The organism is Bacillus kwashiorkori (genome assembly GCF_001375515.1).
Classification (GTDB): Bacteria; Bacillota; Bacilli; order Bacillales; family Caldibacillaceae; genus Bacillus_BK; species Bacillus_BK kwashiorkori.
Genome location: NZ_CTDX01000015.1, coordinates 143219 through 161309, shown reverse-complemented (window position 1 = coordinate 161309; position 18091 = coordinate 143219). Strand labels below are relative to the sequence as shown.

Here is an 18091-nt window from a genome sequence, read left to right as displayed (position 1 = left end):
TATGTCAACCGCCTTCATATAACTTAACATAAAATATTCTTAATTTCACCTTATAATGAATTAAAACTGATTAAGGTAACTAGCCATTAATTCGCTAGTGTAACCGATAAAATAAAGTTAACAGTTTCTGATCAATAATATTGAACACATTTAAACCAAAATAACCGTCAAATCGACTATGATAGTTTTTAATAATACTAGGTTGATTTGGAGGATAGAAAGGTGGAAAAGTGGTTATTGTATTCAGAAATTCATCGACTAAAACAAAAGGGATTTTCAATAAGCAACATATCCAAGAAAGTGGGGTTAAGCAGAAATACGATCTATAAGTATTTGGAAATGAATCCAATGGAGGTCGCAGATTGGATGGCAGCAACAAAAGTTAGGAATAAAAAGTTAGATCCTTATCAAGATATTATTCTAAATTGGTTGAGGGAATATCCAGATATGTCCTCGGCCCAGGTGGAGGATTGGCTAAAGGAACGATTTGGAAAAGAAAAAATACAAGTAGGTGAAGCGACTGTTCGTCGATTTGTTAGAGATCTTAGAGAAAAATATCATATACCTAAAGTGACGACTCCTCGTGTATATGAAGCTATTCCAGATCCACCAATGGGAAAACAATTACAAGTGGATTTTGGAGAATACAAAGCTAAGGATCAGAATAATCAAGAGAAGCATTTATGGTTTATATGCCTTGTCTTATCAAATTCGAGATATAAATATGTGGAATGGTTAGATCGGCCTTTCACTACTAGGGATGCTTTACGGTGCCACGAACATGCATTTCAGATGTTCGGAGGCATTACAGAAGAAATTGTTTATGATCAAGATCATCTGATCAGTAAAGATGAAAACGCTGGTGATTTAATCCTCACTGTAGAATTTCAAAGTTATGTAAAAGAGCGCAGCTTTCGGGTTCAGCTATGTAGGAAAAGCGATCCTGAAAGTAAAGGTCGAATAGAAAATGTAGTTGGTTATGTTAAAAAGAATTTCGCTAAAAATAGAGTGTTTACAAATTTAGAAAAATGGAATGAGCAGTGTTTACATTGGTTGGAACGAACCGGAAATTATAATGTTCATAACACAACAAAAAAGAGACCAGTTGAAGTGTTTGCCCTCGAAAAGCCACACTTACGACCAATCTCTTCAACGATCAACTTCTCTAATGTTGATACTGCTAGTATAACAAGGTCTGTCAGGAAGGACAATACTGTACGATATTTATCCAATCGGTACTCGGTACCACTAGGAACCTATAAGCAGCATAGAGATAATACAGTTTATTTAGAGATTAAAAATGATCGATTAATTATCAGATATAGTCCTGACGGACAAGTACTGGCAGAACATAAAATTGACTCTGGCAAAGGACAGCTTATTCAAGACAGACAACATACAAGAGATCGAACACAAGGTATTAATGCTTATATAGAAACGATTTCAAAGCGATTTAATCAACAAGAAATGGCCTTAGAATTCTTAGAGAAGATAAGAGAAAAATATCCACGATATATACGTGACCAGTTACAAGTTATATCTAAAGCGATCAATAAAAATGAACAAATTGCAAATCAAGCTCTTGAATATTGTGTATCTCAAAAACTATATAGCGCCAATGACTTTTTTGATATTGTGAGCTTTTTGATCCGTGAAAAGGATAATAAGGATGAATCAATGGATTCCATTCTCAAAATAAAGCTTACTAATCAAGTGGATGAGGCCGTTTTAAAAGCTAGGCCAGAGGAACGGAAAATGGATATTTACATGAATATTTTAAGAGGAGAAGTTATTAGATGAGTATAGCGATAGAATCATTGCAGGATCAATTGAAACATTTAAGGTTATCAGAAACCGCACAAGAGTTGCCTACTTTTTTAAGGGAAGCAGAAAGTACAGATATTTCCTACAAAGAGTTTCTTTATAAAATTCTAAGTTATGAACAAAAACGCAGAGAAGAAAAACAAGTTGAAAGGAGAATTAAATGGGCGCAGTTCCCTTTTCATAAAACGTTAGAAGATTTTAAATTGGACGAACAACAATCGTTAAGTAAAAAACAATTGAATCAATTAAGTCAATTAACATGGTTAGAGCAACAATATAATTTAATATTATTAGGGCCGCCAGGTGTGGGGAAAACACTCCTGGCGACTGGGTTAGGTATGACAGCTATTCAAAAAGGATTTAAAGTAGCATTTGTGACAATGGGGGAGTTAGTACATCTGTTAAAGACACGAGAAATGATCCGCAAATCTCAGGTTAGAATGAATAGAATAATTGATTCTGATTTAGTGATAATTGATGATTTAATGTTCATGGCAATGGATAAAAGAGAAGCAAACCTCTTCTTCCATTTGATCAACCAATTATACGATCGTTCGTCTATTATACTAACTTCTAATAAAGGTCCAGAAGAATGGGGAGATTTACTAGGAGATCCTGCCATTACAACAGCCATATTAGATCGTATTATTCATAAAGCTGAAGTCATTCATTTAAATGGGGACAGTTATCGTATGAGACATCGATCTACCATTTTTGAAGGGGAAACTGTTCAAAAATAATGATCGGAAATTGTTCAATTCTACTTGACGGTCACAGCTAGTCCCAACTCGACCTAATTAATGGTTAAAATGTATATGAATTGATATGGAATTGTATCATGAATTAAATTATTGTACTACAAAACTGAACGCGTTATTATGGTGATATGCACATGTTCTTTTAAATAGATTGTATATCAAGCAAAATTTTATAGCTTATAACTAACTTCCACCATCTCAATTTCTAATTGTTTTGGTTCTCTAAACTCCTTAGCCTCTGCCAACCTTGTGAATTCAATGACAGCATTATTAAAAGGCACAGAAGCTCCACCTACCCCTCTTACCATTATTTTTTATCATATTTACTTTCGTCCTAGTATCAGCGCAGCTTGCTTTAAAATATCATTCTCCATTAAAAGCCGCTGGTTTTCTTTTCGTAGTTTGAATAATTCATTTTCCTCAGGTGTACGATTATCCTTCTCTTCAAAAGAACCGGAGGTTTGGCTTTGTTTAACCCATTTGTCTAATGCTGAAGGAGTTAAATCATATTCACTAATGATATCTTTTCTAGGCTTACCACTTTCATATAACTTGACCATTTGGGCTTTAAACTCAGGCGTAAATGTTCGTCTTTCTTTTTTCATTTTATGCGTCACTCTCCTTAACTGAATAAGATGATAGTAGACCAGCTAAACAGTGGAAACATGCCGAAACTTGACACAGGGCCCCTACGGGCATGACTCTCCTGCCGAGAAGCCAGATGTCACAAACATCGGCATCGCCAACCAAGGCTATCATGCCCGCCACCCCGTATAAAGTTTCTTGATTCGATCCTTTATGCCTGTTTAGCATTATATCCAAGCTTGGCTCTTAGTCTACTTTCGCCTTAATTTTTCTGTCCAGTTAAGTGTAGCCTATCCAGAATAGTGCTTTTCAAGATATGTATAAGATAGTAACCCTTCTTCATGTATGTCACTCAGAACTTCTTTAATCTTATCTTTTGACCAGAACATAACATTCACCAAAATATAATCTTTTTTATTATATTGTGAATGGTAAGGTTAGTTCATTCATAAGTTTTATTAACTACTATAAATTATTATTTAAAATCTGGCATATGCTTATTAGTGAATATAATATTCCCATATCTTCCGTATTCCAAGTCTTTCACTGTGAGCTAAAAAGCTCAACATAGAAATGAATAAAGTTAATATATCAAAAAACATGAAAAAACTTATAAAACAAAAAGGGTAGATAATTGTATATCTGCCTTTTTCTCCAATATTAATTTATTTTGCTACTTATATCGCTACATTCTGTTTGCTAATTAATTCTTTTTCTATAACTTTTCTTCTATTTCTTCTTGGTATACATAGGTCTGTCCCATCATTTTTCTGCAGCAGTGGTTTTAACTTTTTAATCCATAACAACTCATTCTCTTTACGCAAGTTTTCTCGAGGAAGATCTTCCTTCAATATTTTTACCTGAATCTTGACTTTACTCGAATTAATTTCTTCTTCTTCAACACCAAAATAATCAAGCGGTTTCCTATATAGATTGTGGGCATGAACTTTTAATCTATCATATAATTTTAGCGCCTCACCTACATAAACTGGAACATCATTTAACAGGATGCAGTACACGCCTGAATGTAACTTACCATACCCCTTTTCTAATAATTCATGTAGCGTTGGTATATTTCTCTCAATCCATTCTCTAGAATTAGGTTTTTTATACCAATCTTGTGCTGGTTGATACTCTTCTATTAAGTATCGCCCATATTTTTTATTATTGTTCAACATAAAAGTTCCTCCTCCAAAATTTAGTTTTTCTTTGGCCACTCCAAAAGTGTAGACGAAAATTATATGATTTCAGCAAATCTTCTTACCTATTATTAAGGGTCTTTATGTTCCTTTTCAGGAAGTCGAACTCTAGAAAGGTCACTCTGTTGGCTATTATAACACCATTTTCTAGTCTTTCAGCTATACGAAAGAATGCTATAAATTCTCCAGGGACATAAATGTCAAATCCATCTCATCAATCTTTTCGAAAACAGTTGAATAACGTCCAGAATAATTATTCCAAACAAGTTCGGAAGATTGTTCATTTAACCACAAAATCGCTATATGTGGCTCTTTAGTAAATGCCTTTGTGGTTGTCATACGTGCTTTACTACTCATAAGGAACCTCCGTTTTTACCCGCTGTTTTCTATGTAAGATCACATAAAAATTATTTATTCTCGATTTTTATAAGATATAAAAGCTTTAAAAGTATCTTTACTGAATATGCCCTGTATAATCTCATATTCCAATTTTCTGAAAGATACTGAGTTACTTGATCAATCTTAATACTCGCGTCTTCACTTAACTTAAATTTTATTGTCCCTCCTTTTAATTTTTCTTCATTCTCTAATAAATACAACTTAATTTCCTTTGGGAAAACAATTTTACGCTCTACCAATTCTTTATAATCAACTTTTTCAATTTCACCAATAGCTTTGGTGGCTTCATTTAAAATATAACCGTACTCCACCCCTCTAGTCTCAAAACTTTCAAAACGCTTCTTGTTTTCTTCATCATAAAATTTTTTAAGAGCAAGTAAATATGTTTTTGCTTCATACCCTGTTCGAAATTGTTTTACTAACATTTTAACACTTCCTCCTAATTATTCTACTAGGCATATCATAGGGTATTTTGTCAGATATCCTTGTAGGCATTTTTGTAGGCTAACCTATAATTTATATTATACAAAGTCATTCTAAAAAGCAAGTTTTTTTGGACTATTACATCTTTTATTATTTCTATTAAAAATACCCCTTTAGACAATCAAATCCAAAGGGGTTAAACGGTCCAACTTTTATTATAAAACTACATAAACGAATCTTTTTCTTATAAGGTTGTTATCTTTAGATAGAGTAATAAAAAAGTTATCTCAACTCGTCACTCAAAGGTACAATAACCTCATCTAATGTTTTTCTCCACTGACGCTTCATTTCGGGCCCATACTTGAATGGTTTTGCATTTGGGTGCTTTGCTTTAAACTTATCAAATTGTTTACTATTTTGAATGCCTCCGATATTCGGTATGGGCTCTGCTCCGATAACATATTGGATAGCAGATGAATGCAGCTCTCCTGCATCGACAAACCATGTATTCGCAAATTCTTCTATTGCCTTATCATAAGATACCGTAAAATAACGTCGTTTCACTACAAAAATATCTTCCTCTGAATCAATTTCCTTGGTGTCAATTGCATTTAAAATGGTACGGTATACGTTTTTCACGATTTCCAGTTTTTTTTTATTTTTGGAGTGCCTTTTCAATCTCGTCACGGATATTCTGATTATTGGCTGAGTAGGTTCCTAATAGTCGGTCTATGTAGGTCGAGTCAATATCATACATTTTAATGGCATTTTCCCCATAAAACTCGATTTCTGATAAATCTGGTAAAGGCCCATCTTCCCCGCTGCTATCAACTAATGAACCCTTAATCGTATTGTACTGTTTATTGCAAAATAAAAGTACAGAGGTTTGCAGGGAATTTATGCAGAACTTAACTGCATAAAAAATAGGCTTGCCAGCCCCTAAAATATCTTCTACTGTATTGATTGAGAGGATCACAACAGTAGGAGGACATGAAAGGATGCTAGCAATGCCTAAAGTAGATTATATCAAACACTTAAGAGAAGAAGAAGACTTATCAATAAATGAAATCGCAAGAAAAACTGGTTGTAATTGGAGGACGGTCAAGAAATACGCTGATGGAGAAAGTTTTGAAGAAACACTAAAGTTCACTAAAAGAGGAATGATGTACGAGGAAGGGTTCGGGGAAATTGTTGATGATTGGCTTGAGGAGGACATGAAACTCAAGAGAAAAGAACGGAGAACTAACAAGAAAATCTTTGAAAATCTTAGAGATAATAGGAACATATTTCGAAGAAACAGATCAAACGTTTTGTGAATTCGCCAATGAGTGGCTTCCTATTTATAGTGAAGCAAAGGACGTTAAACCCCGGAACCATTCGAGTTCGTCGCCATGAAATCAATAAGCTCTTGATGTACTTTTCCCAACTCAAAATGAAAGACATTACTGGAAAGAAATATCAGGATGCATTAAATGATTTAAAAGATCGAGGTTTTTCTGATAGCACAAGGGAAGGCATTCACCGAACAGGAAGAATGATCTTCCGAAAAGCATTAGAAATGGAGCTTATCAAGAAAGATCCAACCGAATTTGCCAATGCTGTATTTACCGTTCTCTTTAAATAGTATAAAACAGAAGAAAAAAATTGTATGAGCAAATATATGAGCATTTTTAAGGTAAAAGAAATTTATCCCTTTTCAGCTTGAAAGTTTATGTTCTTTTATTTATCTATTAGAAGTAAAACGAATTACGAAAAGGGGGCTGTCCAATAAGTCCCTAAAATAAAGCAAGTGGAGAAAATTAGTTTTGTTTTCCTCCACTTGCTTTTTCTATTATCTGGATTATTTTCTGAAAGTAGCTGGCGGATGCCAGCCACTTTCAGTATGTTGTGGGCTAATGCCACGATTCCGAACTCGACATGAACTTTGTCGAGTCCCCGCAACGAAAACCTGCGGAACGACCGATTGCCCTTGATGTGACCGAACACACTTTCTACTTCAACTTTCCGTTGAGAATAGATAGCGGCCTTTTCTTCACATTCAAGGGCTGCTTTGGCCTTAGCTTTCATTTCTTCAAAAATGGTATTCCAATGAACTTGCCGATTGCCGATTGCCTTTGTACATTGTGGTTTTAGTGGGCAATCCGTACAATCCTCACATTCGTATATTTTGAAGCTCTGCTCATAGCCGGATTGATTCCTTTTATTTTGATATTTTTTAAATGTCACTTTCCGTTCGTTCGGACATATAAAATAATCATCTTCCTCCACGTATGTCCAATTTTTCGCATTTTTTATATCATTTCTATATTTTCGCGTTTGTTCCTTTAAGTACGAACCATAAGGAATAAGGAACTCGAATTGCTGCTCTTTTCATCGCCTACGGCATAGACATAATTTTCTTCACTCCCATAACCTGCGTCGGCAATAACTGTTTTCGGCATTGGTAAAGAAGTGGCTGCCAATTTCTCCATATGGGGGATGAAGCAACGTGTATCCGTCGGGCGTTGATGGATGGTGTAAAACAAAATAAATTGATTCTCAGTAGCCATTTGTACATTATATCCAGGTTTCAGCTGACCGTTCTTCATATGGTCTTCTTTCATGCGCATAAAGGTGGCGTCTTTATCTGTTTTCGAGTAGCTGTTACGATCACCAAAAATCTCGTTTTGTTCTTTGTATTTTGCCAATCGCGGAATAGAGTCTTCTTGTATTTGTTTTACACACTTCTTTATCTGACTACGCTCTTTCCGTTTCTCTTTGCGAACGGACGGATCCTTCTCTTTTTTAATTTCCTCCGTTAGTTGTTTTACTTTTTCTTCAAGCACAATGGCCGTTTCCGTTAAGTCCTGTTCGTCTATTTCTTTATTTTGATCCATTTCTTTTCGATTTTCTTCAGTCTCTAATTCGGTGATTTCATGGATGTGCTTTATGGTTTCATGGATTTTTTCTTTTAATTTAGCCTCAAACTTGGAAGTAGCCTTTTTCCAAACAAAGGAATACTTATTGGCATCAGCCTCGATCTTTGTCCCATCTAAAAAGTAGTTTTCAAATGTTATGTAATTTTCCTCAATCAATTTTTGAATCATGGTTTCAAATAATTCATCAATTAAATATTGCATCCGATTCCCACGGAATTCATTAATCGTTCGGAAATCTGGCTGTTGCATCGCAGCTAACCACATCGTAGGAATATTTTCTTTTGTTAATTTTGCAATTCCACGACAAGAATAAACTTTTTGAGTGTATCCGTACAATATAATTTTAAGCATCATTTTCGGATGGTAAGGAGCTCTGCCACCACCTTCATAATGAGAGAAAAGTTGTTCGTCAGGCACAGCTTCAACCATTTCATCTACTACCCGTGCCTCATGATCTATGGGTATGAGAGCTTCAAGATCAAAAATGGCTTGGATTTGACGATTGTTATAAGGTTTAAATGTAGGAGCCAGCTTTCTTTTTTGGGGAGTCTTTTCTTCCTGTACCTCTGGAAAAAGTGTCATTTGAATGGTATCATTATGAGTAGTAATCATTTGATTGCTCATAAAAAATCGCCCTTTCTTTAATGTTTGTTTGGTCACTTACATTTTACTAGAAAAGGCGATTTTTTTGTGCTCTTTTTTGAAAAAATAAAAAATTATGGGCCTCGAAAAAGTCAAAAGCTATGACTTTTTGGACAGCCCCATCTTTCTCATTTAGTAAATTTACTTAAATAAAACGAAACCTAAGATTTTCTTATAATGTTCCATCTTAGGCTTTTAACACTATTTTTAATTGACTGTTTCAATACTCCCAACGGCAATTAGCTCATTTTGGTTGACAATTGTACCAGCTTTATCCGCCTTTGCTTGTCCTGTTAGCCAAACTTCAATGTGGTATTTTCCATCAGGGAGTTTCTGACCTTGGTTATCGGTAAAATTCCAATCCGTTTGATAAGATAACCGATCTCCTTTATCTAAAGTAATCTCTTTAATCGCTTGAGTAAAATATCTTCCTTTTGACCAATGATAGACTAACTCATTATTTTCATTATAAATGTAATAATCAAATTGCTGTCCAGTATTAAAAACTACCGTAATACTGTCATCAGAAATATTCTCAAAGAAAAAATCTAAATGCAAAGAGGCATTTGGTTTTGATATAAGGAGATTTGCCTTCATAAATTTCGGTTCAATTGCTGATTCTTTTTTGCCAATTTTTTTTATGGGCTGGAGCTCCTTTAATTTTTGCTTTTTTAATTCACGTATTTTTTCTTCTAACATTTTTTCCTTATCCAATGTTACATCATTCCCCTCGTTTTGTTCCCGAGCACTTGCTTGACCGCCATTAGTAAGTTTCTCCCCCGTCGTACCACATGCAGTTAGCAAAAGACTACCTATAATAATGCATACCCCGATTTTTGCCTTATTCCACATCAACCATCACCTCGAAAATTAGACGGAATTACTTCAATTATTGTTACATCTTTACAGCATTCCATTCCTTTTCGAAAATCATACACTTAATAGAAAAAACTACCTCAAAAAATTCGGTAATACCTTCTAACGCCACGGGGCTTGGCTAGCTACGACTCCATGTCATTAATATTTTCCTCTTCGAAAAGGAAAGTCGTCATAACATACTATGATTGGTTTTTGTCATATTACAAATCAACACCAATCTTTAACAAGACAGCCATGAAACCAATTTTCACCATAGTGAATGAGAATAGCTGTGTTTTCCAGGGTTGCCTAAAGAAAAAGGTAAAAAGATAGATTCATAGCTAATAACTAGTGCCTGACAAAAAAAAGAACCTATCCTTTGATAGGCCTATCACAACATATTAAAAATAAATGATATAAACAAGAATTGCCAATAATATTCGATACACCGCAAACGGAACTAGTTTTACCTTATTCACTAATTTTAAGAAGAAACGAATGGAAATTAGGGCAAAAACAAATGCACTAATAAAGCCGACAATAAAAAACGGAATAACGTCGATCGTGAAATACTGCCAATTTTTTAATAAAGACAGAAAACTTGCTCCCGCCATAATCGGAACCGCCATAATAAAAGTAAAATCAGCAGCAGCCCGATGAGAGAGCCCCATAATTACCCCTCCTGAAATTGTTGCACCTGAACGAGAAAAACCAGGCCATAAAGATAGACATTGAAACAATCCGATATATATAGCTTGTTTATAAGTTATATCATCAACCGTTGCTGCTTTCGGTCTTTTACTACTATATTTATCAGCAAAAATCATTAAAATGGCACCTGCTACTAAAGCCAATAAAACGTATTGGGCAAAAAACAGTTTTTCATCAATAATATCTTCGAATAACACACCCAAAATTCCTGCCGGGATTAAACCAACAATAATATGGGTTAACTTTAAGCGATTTTTCGGAACTTCTCCTAATTTAAACGATTTTCTCCTTAAACCTAATAAATCTAAAAATCGATCTTTAAAAATAACGACGGTCGCTAAAATGCTACCAAGCTGTATAACAACTTTAAAGGTGTTTGCGACAAATTGACCATTTCCAACATACTGTTCTAATGCTTCAGGCGATTTTAACCACACATCGTCAACAATAATCATATGTCCTGTTGATGAAACTGGGATAAACTCTGTTAAACCTTCAACGATACCTAGTAGTAATGCTTTTAAATACAAAATAAATTCCATACTTACGAAAAACTCCTTCACAAAAATCTCTGTATGTAACTATTAACGTGTGACTAACTTTTAACTTGATTTCTTTTTCAACCGAATAATAAAGAAAGAAAAAATAACGATTAAAATAATTATAATACCAATATAAACAATACGAGAATAGATGTCCATAAATATTAAGATATCTTGCCAAGATTCACCTAAAAACGCTCCTGTTGCAACCAATAGCATATTCCAAATGACCGTACCAAGACTTGTTAAAAAAATAAACGTCGATAAGGGCATTTTCGCCATGCCAGCGGGAATAGATATAATACTTCTCAATAAAGGTACAAGGCGACAAATGAACACCGTCCAAAAACCGTATTTAGTAAACCATCGATTTGCCTTTTCGATATCTTTCTTCGTAAGACGGATAATATGACCCCACTGATCTACCACCTTTTCCAATTTCTCTAAACTCAACCATCGACCGAGCCAAAATAACATGATTGCACCTGAAATAGAACCGATTGTAGCTGCTGTAACAACTCCTATTACTGTTAAATTTGTCTTCGTCGTCATAAAACCGCCGAATGTTAAAATAATTTCAGATGGAATTGGCGGGAATATATTTTCTAAACAAATTAATAAAAAAACACCAATATAGCCGAATTGTTCCATAAAATCCGTAATCCATTCTTGCATTTAGCTTCCTCCATAAACATAATTCCTATCAATCTAAACTCGAGAAATGAGACTTGTCCTTTTAATCATATTTAGTAATTACGAAAAAAATGCAAAAGAATGAGGAGATTTGATTTTATTCAAAGGTAACTCCTACCCTTTAGATGAAAAAAGAAGCAAAAGGAATACTTTCCCCTCTGCTTCTTTATTAATTCCTACCAATGATGAGCCTTTGCATTACTACGAAGAATGATATTATTTTGTGACATCTTCGTATGACCATTCACTTGTGACTTTTGTCGTTTTGGCCTAGTCCAGTTATGGGCAAATAAGGCAGCTGTGGGATCCATTTCGTTTTTAAAACGCATATGATCACCTCGAGGTAGGATTTTTTTAGTATTTCATGAACGAAATACTTATGTTTAATATATCCAATTACCTGTTGATTTATAGATAAAATAATCATTACTAAATTATAGTAAAAACAATTTTAATATAATTTTAAATATAATTAGCTTGTATTTGTATTTTTTAAGTATATTTCTGAGTTTTTCCTTTGTAATTCCTTTATTATTATCGTAAAATAGCATTACAAAGATAATTATTAAATTTACATTTCTTTTAAATTTATAGTTTTAATATTGTTTATGATAGTTACATTTATATCCTTCATTAAATTGTAACATTTACCTATTAATAATTATGTTAATATAGTTTACACTATGAGTGTAGTGTAAAATTATTTTTTTTGAAACTCCTTACTCTTTTTTATACTTACTTTTCTAGTATAATATTTGTCTATTTTGTGAAATTCCGAACAAATTTTGACAAATTTGTGAACAATTATGTACAGATTTGTGAATGAAAGCGCTCTAATATTTATTGTTGTTGATTTCAGCAAAAGCCGGACACTTTTAGCGAGCGTGGCTTGAGCTACCTTTTCGCTCCACCCCAGTTGGATCTCAAAACTTACGATTATCCCGCTGGACACGGAAGAAGCTTCCTCAAGAAACACCAGAACAAAGAAAATACTGGTCTTTCCTCAAGGAGTTGCCGACTTTTGTTTCAATCAACAAATTATTAAAAGTTTTACACTATAGCTTAATAATACTTACTTATTAGTAAAACAAAATGTTATAAAGGGGAGAAAATTATGAAGAAGAAACACCTGTTTGTTTCCGCCATTACTTTGTTTTTGTTAACTATTTTGAGCGGCTGTGAAACAAAATTGGTAGTTTTTGATCCGAAAGGGCCTCAAGCAAGAAAAATTCTAGATTTAATTAACTGGTCCCTCATTTGGATTGGACTTATCGTACTTGTCGTAGTTGCACTATTTATTTATGTCGTTTGGAAGTATCGCTCAAAACCTGGCGATGAAAATTATGAGCCACCTCAAGAACACGGTAATAAGTGGATTGAAATTATTTGGACAGCAATACCCGTTGTCATTGTTGCTTTACTCATTGTTCCAACAGTTAAAACTCTCTATGAGTTAGAGGAAATTCCTGAAGGGTATGAAGATCAAGACATATTAGTCATTCATGTTACTTCAGCTGATTGGAAGTGGATCTTTAGTTATCCAGAAGAAAATATTGAAACAGTGAACTATGTAAATATCCCTGTCAATCGTCCAGTGTTATTCAAGTTAACATCGGCAGGAACGATGCAATCATTTTGGATTCCATCATTAGCTGGGCAAAAATATACGATGGCGAAAATGGAAACAGAATTATATGTCGTTAGTGACCATGAAGGATCATTCATGGGACGAAATACAAACTTTAATGGTCAACATTATGCAGAAATGGAATTTGAAGTGTTAGCACAATCACCGAAAGATTTTGAGGAATGGGTGAAAGACGTTCAAGAAAAAGCTCCGAAATTAACGGAAGATGAGTATATTGAGCTATTAAAACCAACGCATCTTGGTCGAAAATCTTATTCAAACACACATTTAGAATGGATTAATCATGCAGACCATCATGCAAAAGAATATTTAAACCCAGAATTATATCGTAAACACGGTTACCCAGGTAAGACATTCTTTGACACTGAGAACAACGCAAGTAAAAATGAGGAAAATTACGGAGGTGATCACAGTGGACATTAAATGGGATAAAATTTTACTGACAGAGGATCCATTACTAGTAGCATCCCAAATCGCAATCGTCTTAACGATGATTGGTGTAATCGCTGGTATCACGTATTTTAAAAAGTGGAAATATTTATGGACCGAATGGCTAACGACGGTTGATCATAAACGCATTGGTATTATGTACATTCTTTCTGGCGTTTTAATGTTCTTCCGTGGTGGTGTGGATGGCCTAATGATGAAAGCTCAAACAGCCATCCCTGAAAATACTTTCTTAGATGCACAACATTATAATGAAGTTTTTACAACTCACGGCGTTATTATGATTATCTTTATGGCAATGCCGATGTTAATGGGAATTATGAACATTGCGATGCCATTACAAATCGGTGCCCGTGATGTAGCCTTCCCACAATTAAATGCACTAAGCTTCTGGTTATTCTTTAGTGGTGCGATGTTATTTAACATTTCATTCGTTGTTGGTGGGTCACCTGATGCTGGTTGGACTTCCTATTTCCCGCTTGCTGGGAAAGAGTTTAGTCCAGGTATTGGAAATAACTATTATATGATAGCTATCCAAATAGCTGGTATCGGGACATTAATGACAGGAATTAACTTTATCGTCACGATATTAAAGATGCGGACGAAAGGCATGACATTAATGAAAATGCCTATGTTCACATGGACAACATTAATTACGTCACTAATTATCGTTATTGCGTTCCCAATATTCACTGTAACCTTATTATTAGGTATGATGGACCGCCTATACGGTACTCACTTCTTTACAGTAGAAGCTGGCGGTTTAGATATGCTTTGGGCGAACCTTTTCTGGTTATGGGGTCATCCGGAAGTATATATCGTTATTCTTCCTGCTTTCGGGATATTCTCGGATGTAATTGCAACATTTACGAGAAAAAGATTATACGGATATACATCAATGGTACTTGCCATTGTCGTTATTTCCGCTTTAAGTATGCTTGTTTGGGTTCACCATTTCTATACAATGGGTGTCGGACCAGCAGTTAACTCAGTTTTCTCAATTACTACGATGTTGATTGCGATACCAACAGGAATTAAAATGTTTAACTGGCTCTTTACGATGCGAAAAGGTCGAATTGAATTTTCTAACGCAATGCTTTGGTCCCTCGCCTTTATTCCAACTTTCTTAATTGGTGGGGTTACTGGAGTTATGCTAGCTATGGCAGCTGCAGACTTCCAATATCATAATACATTGTTCCTAGTCGCACACTTCCATTACACATTAATTCCTGGGACAGTATATGCAGTGTTCGCAGCCCTTTACTACTGGTGGCCAAAAATGTTCGGCTTTAAGCTTAGCGAAAAAATTGGGAAATGGCATTTCTGGTTATTTAATATCGGCTTTAACTTAACATTTTTCCCAATGTTCTTCTTAGGCTTAAACGGTGCAGTTCGTCGTGCTTATACGTACTCAACTGAATCTGGCTTTGCACCATTATTCTTAGTTTCTGCAATCGGTTCAGTAATATTAGCAGCCGGTTTTGCAGCACTTGTTTATAACATTTATTGGAGTTTCCGTCATGCAAAACGTGAAACTGCTGGTGACTCTTGGAAACATGGACGTACTTTAGAGTGGGCAACTGGTTCACCAGTTCCATTTTATAATTTTGCAGTTTTACCAGAAGTAAGTGAAATTGATGAGTTTTGGCATATGAAAAAGAAAAATAAAGGTTTAACACTGAAAAAGAGTGACATTAAACCGATCCATATGCCAAGTAATTCTGGTATTCCAGTATATATGGGTGCTGCATTCTTCGTCTTTGGTTTCTTACTAGTCTTTGAATGGCATATATTAGCGATATTTGGTGGTATCGCTGTATTAGCTGGAATGATTATGCGCTCCTTTGATTATGATGATGGGTATTACGTACCTGTTGAGAAAATCGTCGAAACGGAGCGTGCCTGGAGAGGTGATTTGAAATGAGTGAAAAAACAACAAATCCGTCTTTACCAATAGAATATCAATCAGAACAGGCTCGAATGAATATATTAGGTTTTTGGATATTTTTAGCAGCAGAAATCATTTTATTCGCCACACTGTTTGCGGTCTTTGGAGTGTTAAAAGACCGCACAGCAGGCGGACCTGTTGGCGAAGAAATTTTCGTTATGAAAGATGTCGTTATTCAAACACTACTACTTTTAACAAGTAGCTTTACAGCTGGCTTAGTTATTTTCGAAATGCGCCGAAATAATAAAAAAGGATTATTACTATGGACTGTCATTACATTACTTCTCGGCGGCGGATTCCTATTTATGGAAATTAATGAATTTATTCATTACGTCAGTGTTGGTGCAACAATGCAAACTAGTGCCTTCTTATCTAGCCTATTTGTCTTACTTGGCACTCACGGAGCCCACGTTACCCTTGGAATTGGTTGGGCAATATTGTTAATTATGCAAGTTTTAAAACGGGGAATTACCCCTACAACAGCAGGAAAGGTGCATATTTGGACATTATATTGGCACTTCCTAGATGTTGTATGGATTTTCATCTTTACATTCGTTTATATTGCGGGGGTGTTATAATCAATGAGTAAACAAAAGACTAGCTTCCCGTACTTTCATGTAGTCGGATTTTTACTATCCATAGCATTCACTGTTTTAGCTTTAATGGTTGCATTTCAAACGAACTTGCCTGTTAAGACAGTTATGATTATCATCGGTGGTTTTGCAGTATTACAAGCAGGTTTACAATTATTTATGTTTATGCATATGACGGAAGGTAAAGACAAATATTCCAAAGTCATTCATACTGTCTATGCTATCTTTATGGCAGTCGTCATCGTCATCGGTTCAATTTGGGTTATGACTGCAGGGCATTCGATACACTAAAGTTTTCCTTCATCGATCATTACGGCTTAGGATTGGGGTAAATTTATTCATAGCAAACCCGTATCAAACAGGTTATCACTGTTTGGTACGGGTTTTTTGTTTGTGAGGTACTCAAAACAAATAGTTGCTTTCCAAAAATAAAAACGGAGAAATAGGCACGATCATATTTTAAAGCGCGCTAAATACAATAAATGTACTTCTATACTTTTTATAAGAAAAGAGTTCACAACTTCTACACAATCAACTATACTTATAATGAAAACGTTTACAAATGTAAGGAAGGGGATTTATGATGGGGAAAGAAAAACATGTTGATACATTGCTCATTCATGCAGGTTATGATTCACACGATTTTCACGATAGCTTAACACCACCGCTTTTTCAAAGTTCCACTTACACATTTCAAACAGCAGAACAAGGCGAAAAACGATTTGCAGGTGAAGATAGTGGCAATATTTATTCACGGTTAGGAAATCCAACTGTAAAAGTATTAGAAGAACGAATGGCTCTACTAGAAAAGGGTACAGACGCACTTGCCTTTGGTTCAGGAATGGCAGCTGTATCTGCTGTGCTGTTTCATTTAACTAAATCTGGTGACCATATTCTTTGTTCACGAGGTATATACGGTTGTACATTCGGTTTATTAGAGATGCTTCAAGAGAAATACAATATTACTCACACACTGAGTGCGCTGAACACATCCGAGGAAATAGAAGCCCACATCCAAGACAATACTGCATGCATTTATATTGAAACACCAATTAATCCTACGATGGAAATGATTGACCTGGAACTTGTTAGCACAATAGCAAAAAAATATCACATTCCAATCATTGTAGACAATACTTTTTCATCGCCATATTTACAAAACCCGCTTGAACTAGGTGCTACTTATGTCCTTCATAGTGCTACAAAATATATTAGTGGCCATGGCGATGTGATTGCTGGAATTGTTGTCGGAAAAAACAAAGAAGATATGGAAAAAATGCGCATGTCAGCAAGAAAAGATATAGGTGGAATCATCTCACCATTTGATGCGTGGTTATTGTTAAGAGGATTAAAAACACTTCATGTTCGCATGGAACGTCATGTAGAAAATACAAGGAAAATCGCTGGCTTTTTAAAGGCTCATCCTCTAGTTGAACAAATGATTTATCCTGGAGACCCAGACTCCCCACAATATGAAATAATGAAAAAGCAGATGAAAGCACCAGGGGGATTAATATCATTTACCATTCGCGGTGGAAAAAAAGAAGCACAATTATTCATGAATCAACTAAAACTAATAAAAATTGCCGTGAGTCTCGGCGATGCAGAAACACTTATTCAACATCCAGCTACGATGACCCACGCCGTAGTACCTGCACAATCTAGAGAGAAAATGGGAATCACCGAAAATATGTTACGAATGTCAGTTGGACTTGAAAATGCAGATGATCTTATTAATGATTTACAATATGCTTTCCACGCATTGGAGAAGATGACGATTACAAACTAATTTCCATACATGTCCTTTTAGACCATACAATAGATTGTTATATAAATTAAGCTTGTTAAAGACTAGTTGATATTTAGAGCTTTTTGATCCTCGTTGCAGACTGGAGACGCCCGC

General features: G+C 35.0%; 17 protein-coding genes and 3 pseudogenes. 9 read left to right on the top strand and 11 right to left on the bottom strand.

Annotation, left to right across the window (positions count from 1 at the left end):
• The first annotated feature begins 222 nt into the window (after nt 1-222).
• Both istA and istB read left to right on the top strand, forming a co-directional pair.
• Entirely contained in the window at nt 223-1800 is a 1578-nt protein-coding gene (gene istA / locus BN1242_RS07650; RefSeq protein WP_062353779.1) for an IS21 family transposase, read from the top strand.
• Entirely contained in the window at nt 1797-2564 is a 768-nt protein-coding gene (gene istB, locus BN1242_RS07645; RefSeq protein ID WP_062350390.1) for an IS21-like element helper ATPase IstB, read from the top strand. Before istA ends, istB begins: the two co-directional genes overlap by 4 nt.
• A 344-nt stretch (nt 2565-2908) precedes the next feature.
• Here istB and BN1242_RS13775 read toward each other — a convergent pair.
• The 5 genes and pseudogenes from BN1242_RS13775 to BN1242_RS13200 all read right to left on the bottom strand — a co-directional run.
• Nucleotides 2909-3187 (bottom strand): annotated as a pseudogene (locus BN1242_RS13775) (transposase); the annotation flags it as partial.
• 657 nt (nt 3188-3844) lie between these two features.
• Nucleotides 3845-4345 (bottom strand): hypothetical protein, encoded by a 501-nt coding sequence (locus BN1242_RS07635; protein WP_062353772.1) that lies wholly within the window; start codon nt 4343-4345, stop codon nt 3845-3847.
• A 195-nt stretch (nt 4346-4540) separates the two neighbouring features.
• Entirely contained in the window at nt 4541-4723 is a 183-nt protein-coding gene (locus BN1242_RS07630; RefSeq protein ID WP_062353769.1) for a hypothetical protein, read from the bottom strand.
• A gap of 50 nt (nt 4724-4773) precedes the next feature.
• Complete coding sequence (locus BN1242_RS07625) at nt 4774-5190, bottom strand: hypothetical protein (RefSeq protein ID WP_062353766.1); 417 nt, start codon at nt 5188-5190, stop codon at nt 4774-4776.
• Between the two features lie 280 nt (nt 5191-5470).
• Nucleotides 5471-6044, bottom strand: a pseudogene (locus BN1242_RS13200) (type I restriction endonuclease subunit R, EcoR124 family); the annotation flags it as partial.
• Between the two features lie 142 nt (nt 6045-6186).
• On the opposite strand from BN1242_RS13200, the pseudogene BN1242_RS07615 reads away from it, so the two are divergent.
• Both BN1242_RS07615 and BN1242_RS07610 read left to right on the top strand, forming a co-directional pair.
• Nucleotides 6187-6462 (top strand): annotated as a pseudogene (locus BN1242_RS07615) (IS21 family transposase); the annotation flags it as partial.
• Between the two features lie 71 nt (nt 6463-6533).
• Nucleotides 6534-6812: a tyrosine-type recombinase/integrase gene (locus BN1242_RS07610; RefSeq protein ID WP_238985107.1), complete on the top strand. Its 279-nt coding sequence runs from the start codon at nt 6534-6536 to the stop codon at nt 6810-6812.
• Between the two features lie 122 nt (nt 6813-6934).
• Here BN1242_RS07610 and BN1242_RS13835 read toward each other — a convergent pair whose 3' ends face one another.
• The 6 genes from BN1242_RS13835 to BN1242_RS13010 all read right to left on the bottom strand — a co-directional run bounded on the left by BN1242_RS13835 (nt 6935) and on the right by BN1242_RS13010 (nt 11881).
• The gene (locus BN1242_RS13835; protein ID WP_082412273.1) at nt 6935-7534 is read right to left on the bottom strand and encodes a transposase; all 600 of its coding nucleotides are present in this window, start codon (nt 7532-7534) and stop codon (nt 6935-6937) included.
• Nucleotides 7513-8730: an IS1182 family transposase gene (locus BN1242_RS13480; protein WP_062353753.1), complete on the bottom strand. Its 1218-nt coding sequence runs from the start codon at nt 8728-8730 to the stop codon at nt 7513-7515. The genes BN1242_RS13835 and BN1242_RS13480 overlap by 22 nt, the downstream gene beginning before the upstream one ends.
• 225 nt (nt 8731-8955) lie before the next feature.
• A complete protein-coding gene (locus tag BN1242_RS07595; protein WP_062353751.1) occupies nt 8956-9600 on the bottom strand; it encodes a BsuPI-related putative proteinase inhibitor in 645 nt (214 codons plus the stop codon).
• A 407-nt stretch (nt 9601-10007) separates the two neighbouring features.
• Nucleotides 10008-10859 carry an undecaprenyl-diphosphate phosphatase gene (locus tag BN1242_RS07590; RefSeq protein WP_062353748.1) on the bottom strand — a complete coding sequence of 284 codons (852 nt, stop codon included), beginning with the start codon at nt 10857-10859 and terminating at the stop codon, nt 10008-10010.
• A 60-nt stretch (nt 10860-10919) separates the two neighbouring features.
• Entirely contained in the window at nt 10920-11534 is a 615-nt protein-coding gene (locus BN1242_RS07585; protein WP_062353745.1) for a DedA family protein, read from the bottom strand.
• Nucleotides 11535-11728: 194 nt separating this feature from the next.
• On the bottom strand, nt 11729-11881 hold the full coding sequence (locus BN1242_RS13010) for a YpzG family protein (protein ID WP_071435483.1): 153 nt from the start codon (nt 11879-11881) through the stop codon (nt 11729-11731).
• Between the two features lie 785 nt (nt 11882-12666).
• On the opposite strand from BN1242_RS13010, the gene qoxA reads away from it, so the two are divergent.
• The 5 genes from qoxA (at nt 12667) to megL (ending at nt 17977) form a co-directional block, all read left to right on the top strand.
• The gene (gene qoxA / locus BN1242_RS07575; RefSeq protein ID WP_062353739.1) at nt 12667-13623 is read left to right on the top strand and encodes a cytochrome aa3 quinol oxidase subunit II; all 957 of its coding nucleotides are present in this window, start codon (nt 12667-12669) and stop codon (nt 13621-13623) included.
• On the top strand, nt 13613-15571 hold the full coding sequence (gene qoxB, locus BN1242_RS07570) for a cytochrome aa3 quinol oxidase subunit I (protein WP_062353736.1): 1959 nt from the start codon (nt 13613-13615) through the stop codon (nt 15569-15571). The genes qoxA and qoxB overlap by 11 nt, the downstream gene beginning before the upstream one ends.
• Entirely contained in the window at nt 15568-16173 is a 606-nt protein-coding gene (gene qoxC, locus BN1242_RS07565; RefSeq protein ID WP_062353732.1) for a cytochrome aa3 quinol oxidase subunit III, read from the top strand. Before qoxB ends, qoxC begins: the two co-directional genes overlap by 4 nt.
• A gap of 3 nt (nt 16174-16176) precedes the next feature.
• Nucleotides 16177-16479 carry a cytochrome aa3 quinol oxidase subunit IV gene (gene qoxD / locus BN1242_RS07560; protein ID WP_062353728.1) on the top strand — a complete coding sequence of 101 codons (303 nt, stop codon included), beginning with the start codon at nt 16177-16179 and terminating at the stop codon, nt 16477-16479.
• Nucleotides 16480-16768: 289 nt separating this feature from the next.
• Nucleotides 16769-17977 carry a methionine gamma-lyase gene (megL, locus tag BN1242_RS07555; RefSeq protein ID WP_062353725.1) on the top strand — a complete coding sequence of 403 codons (1209 nt, stop codon included), beginning with the start codon at nt 16769-16771 and terminating at the stop codon, nt 17975-17977.
• The last annotated feature ends 114 nt before the right edge of the window (nt 17978-18091 follow it).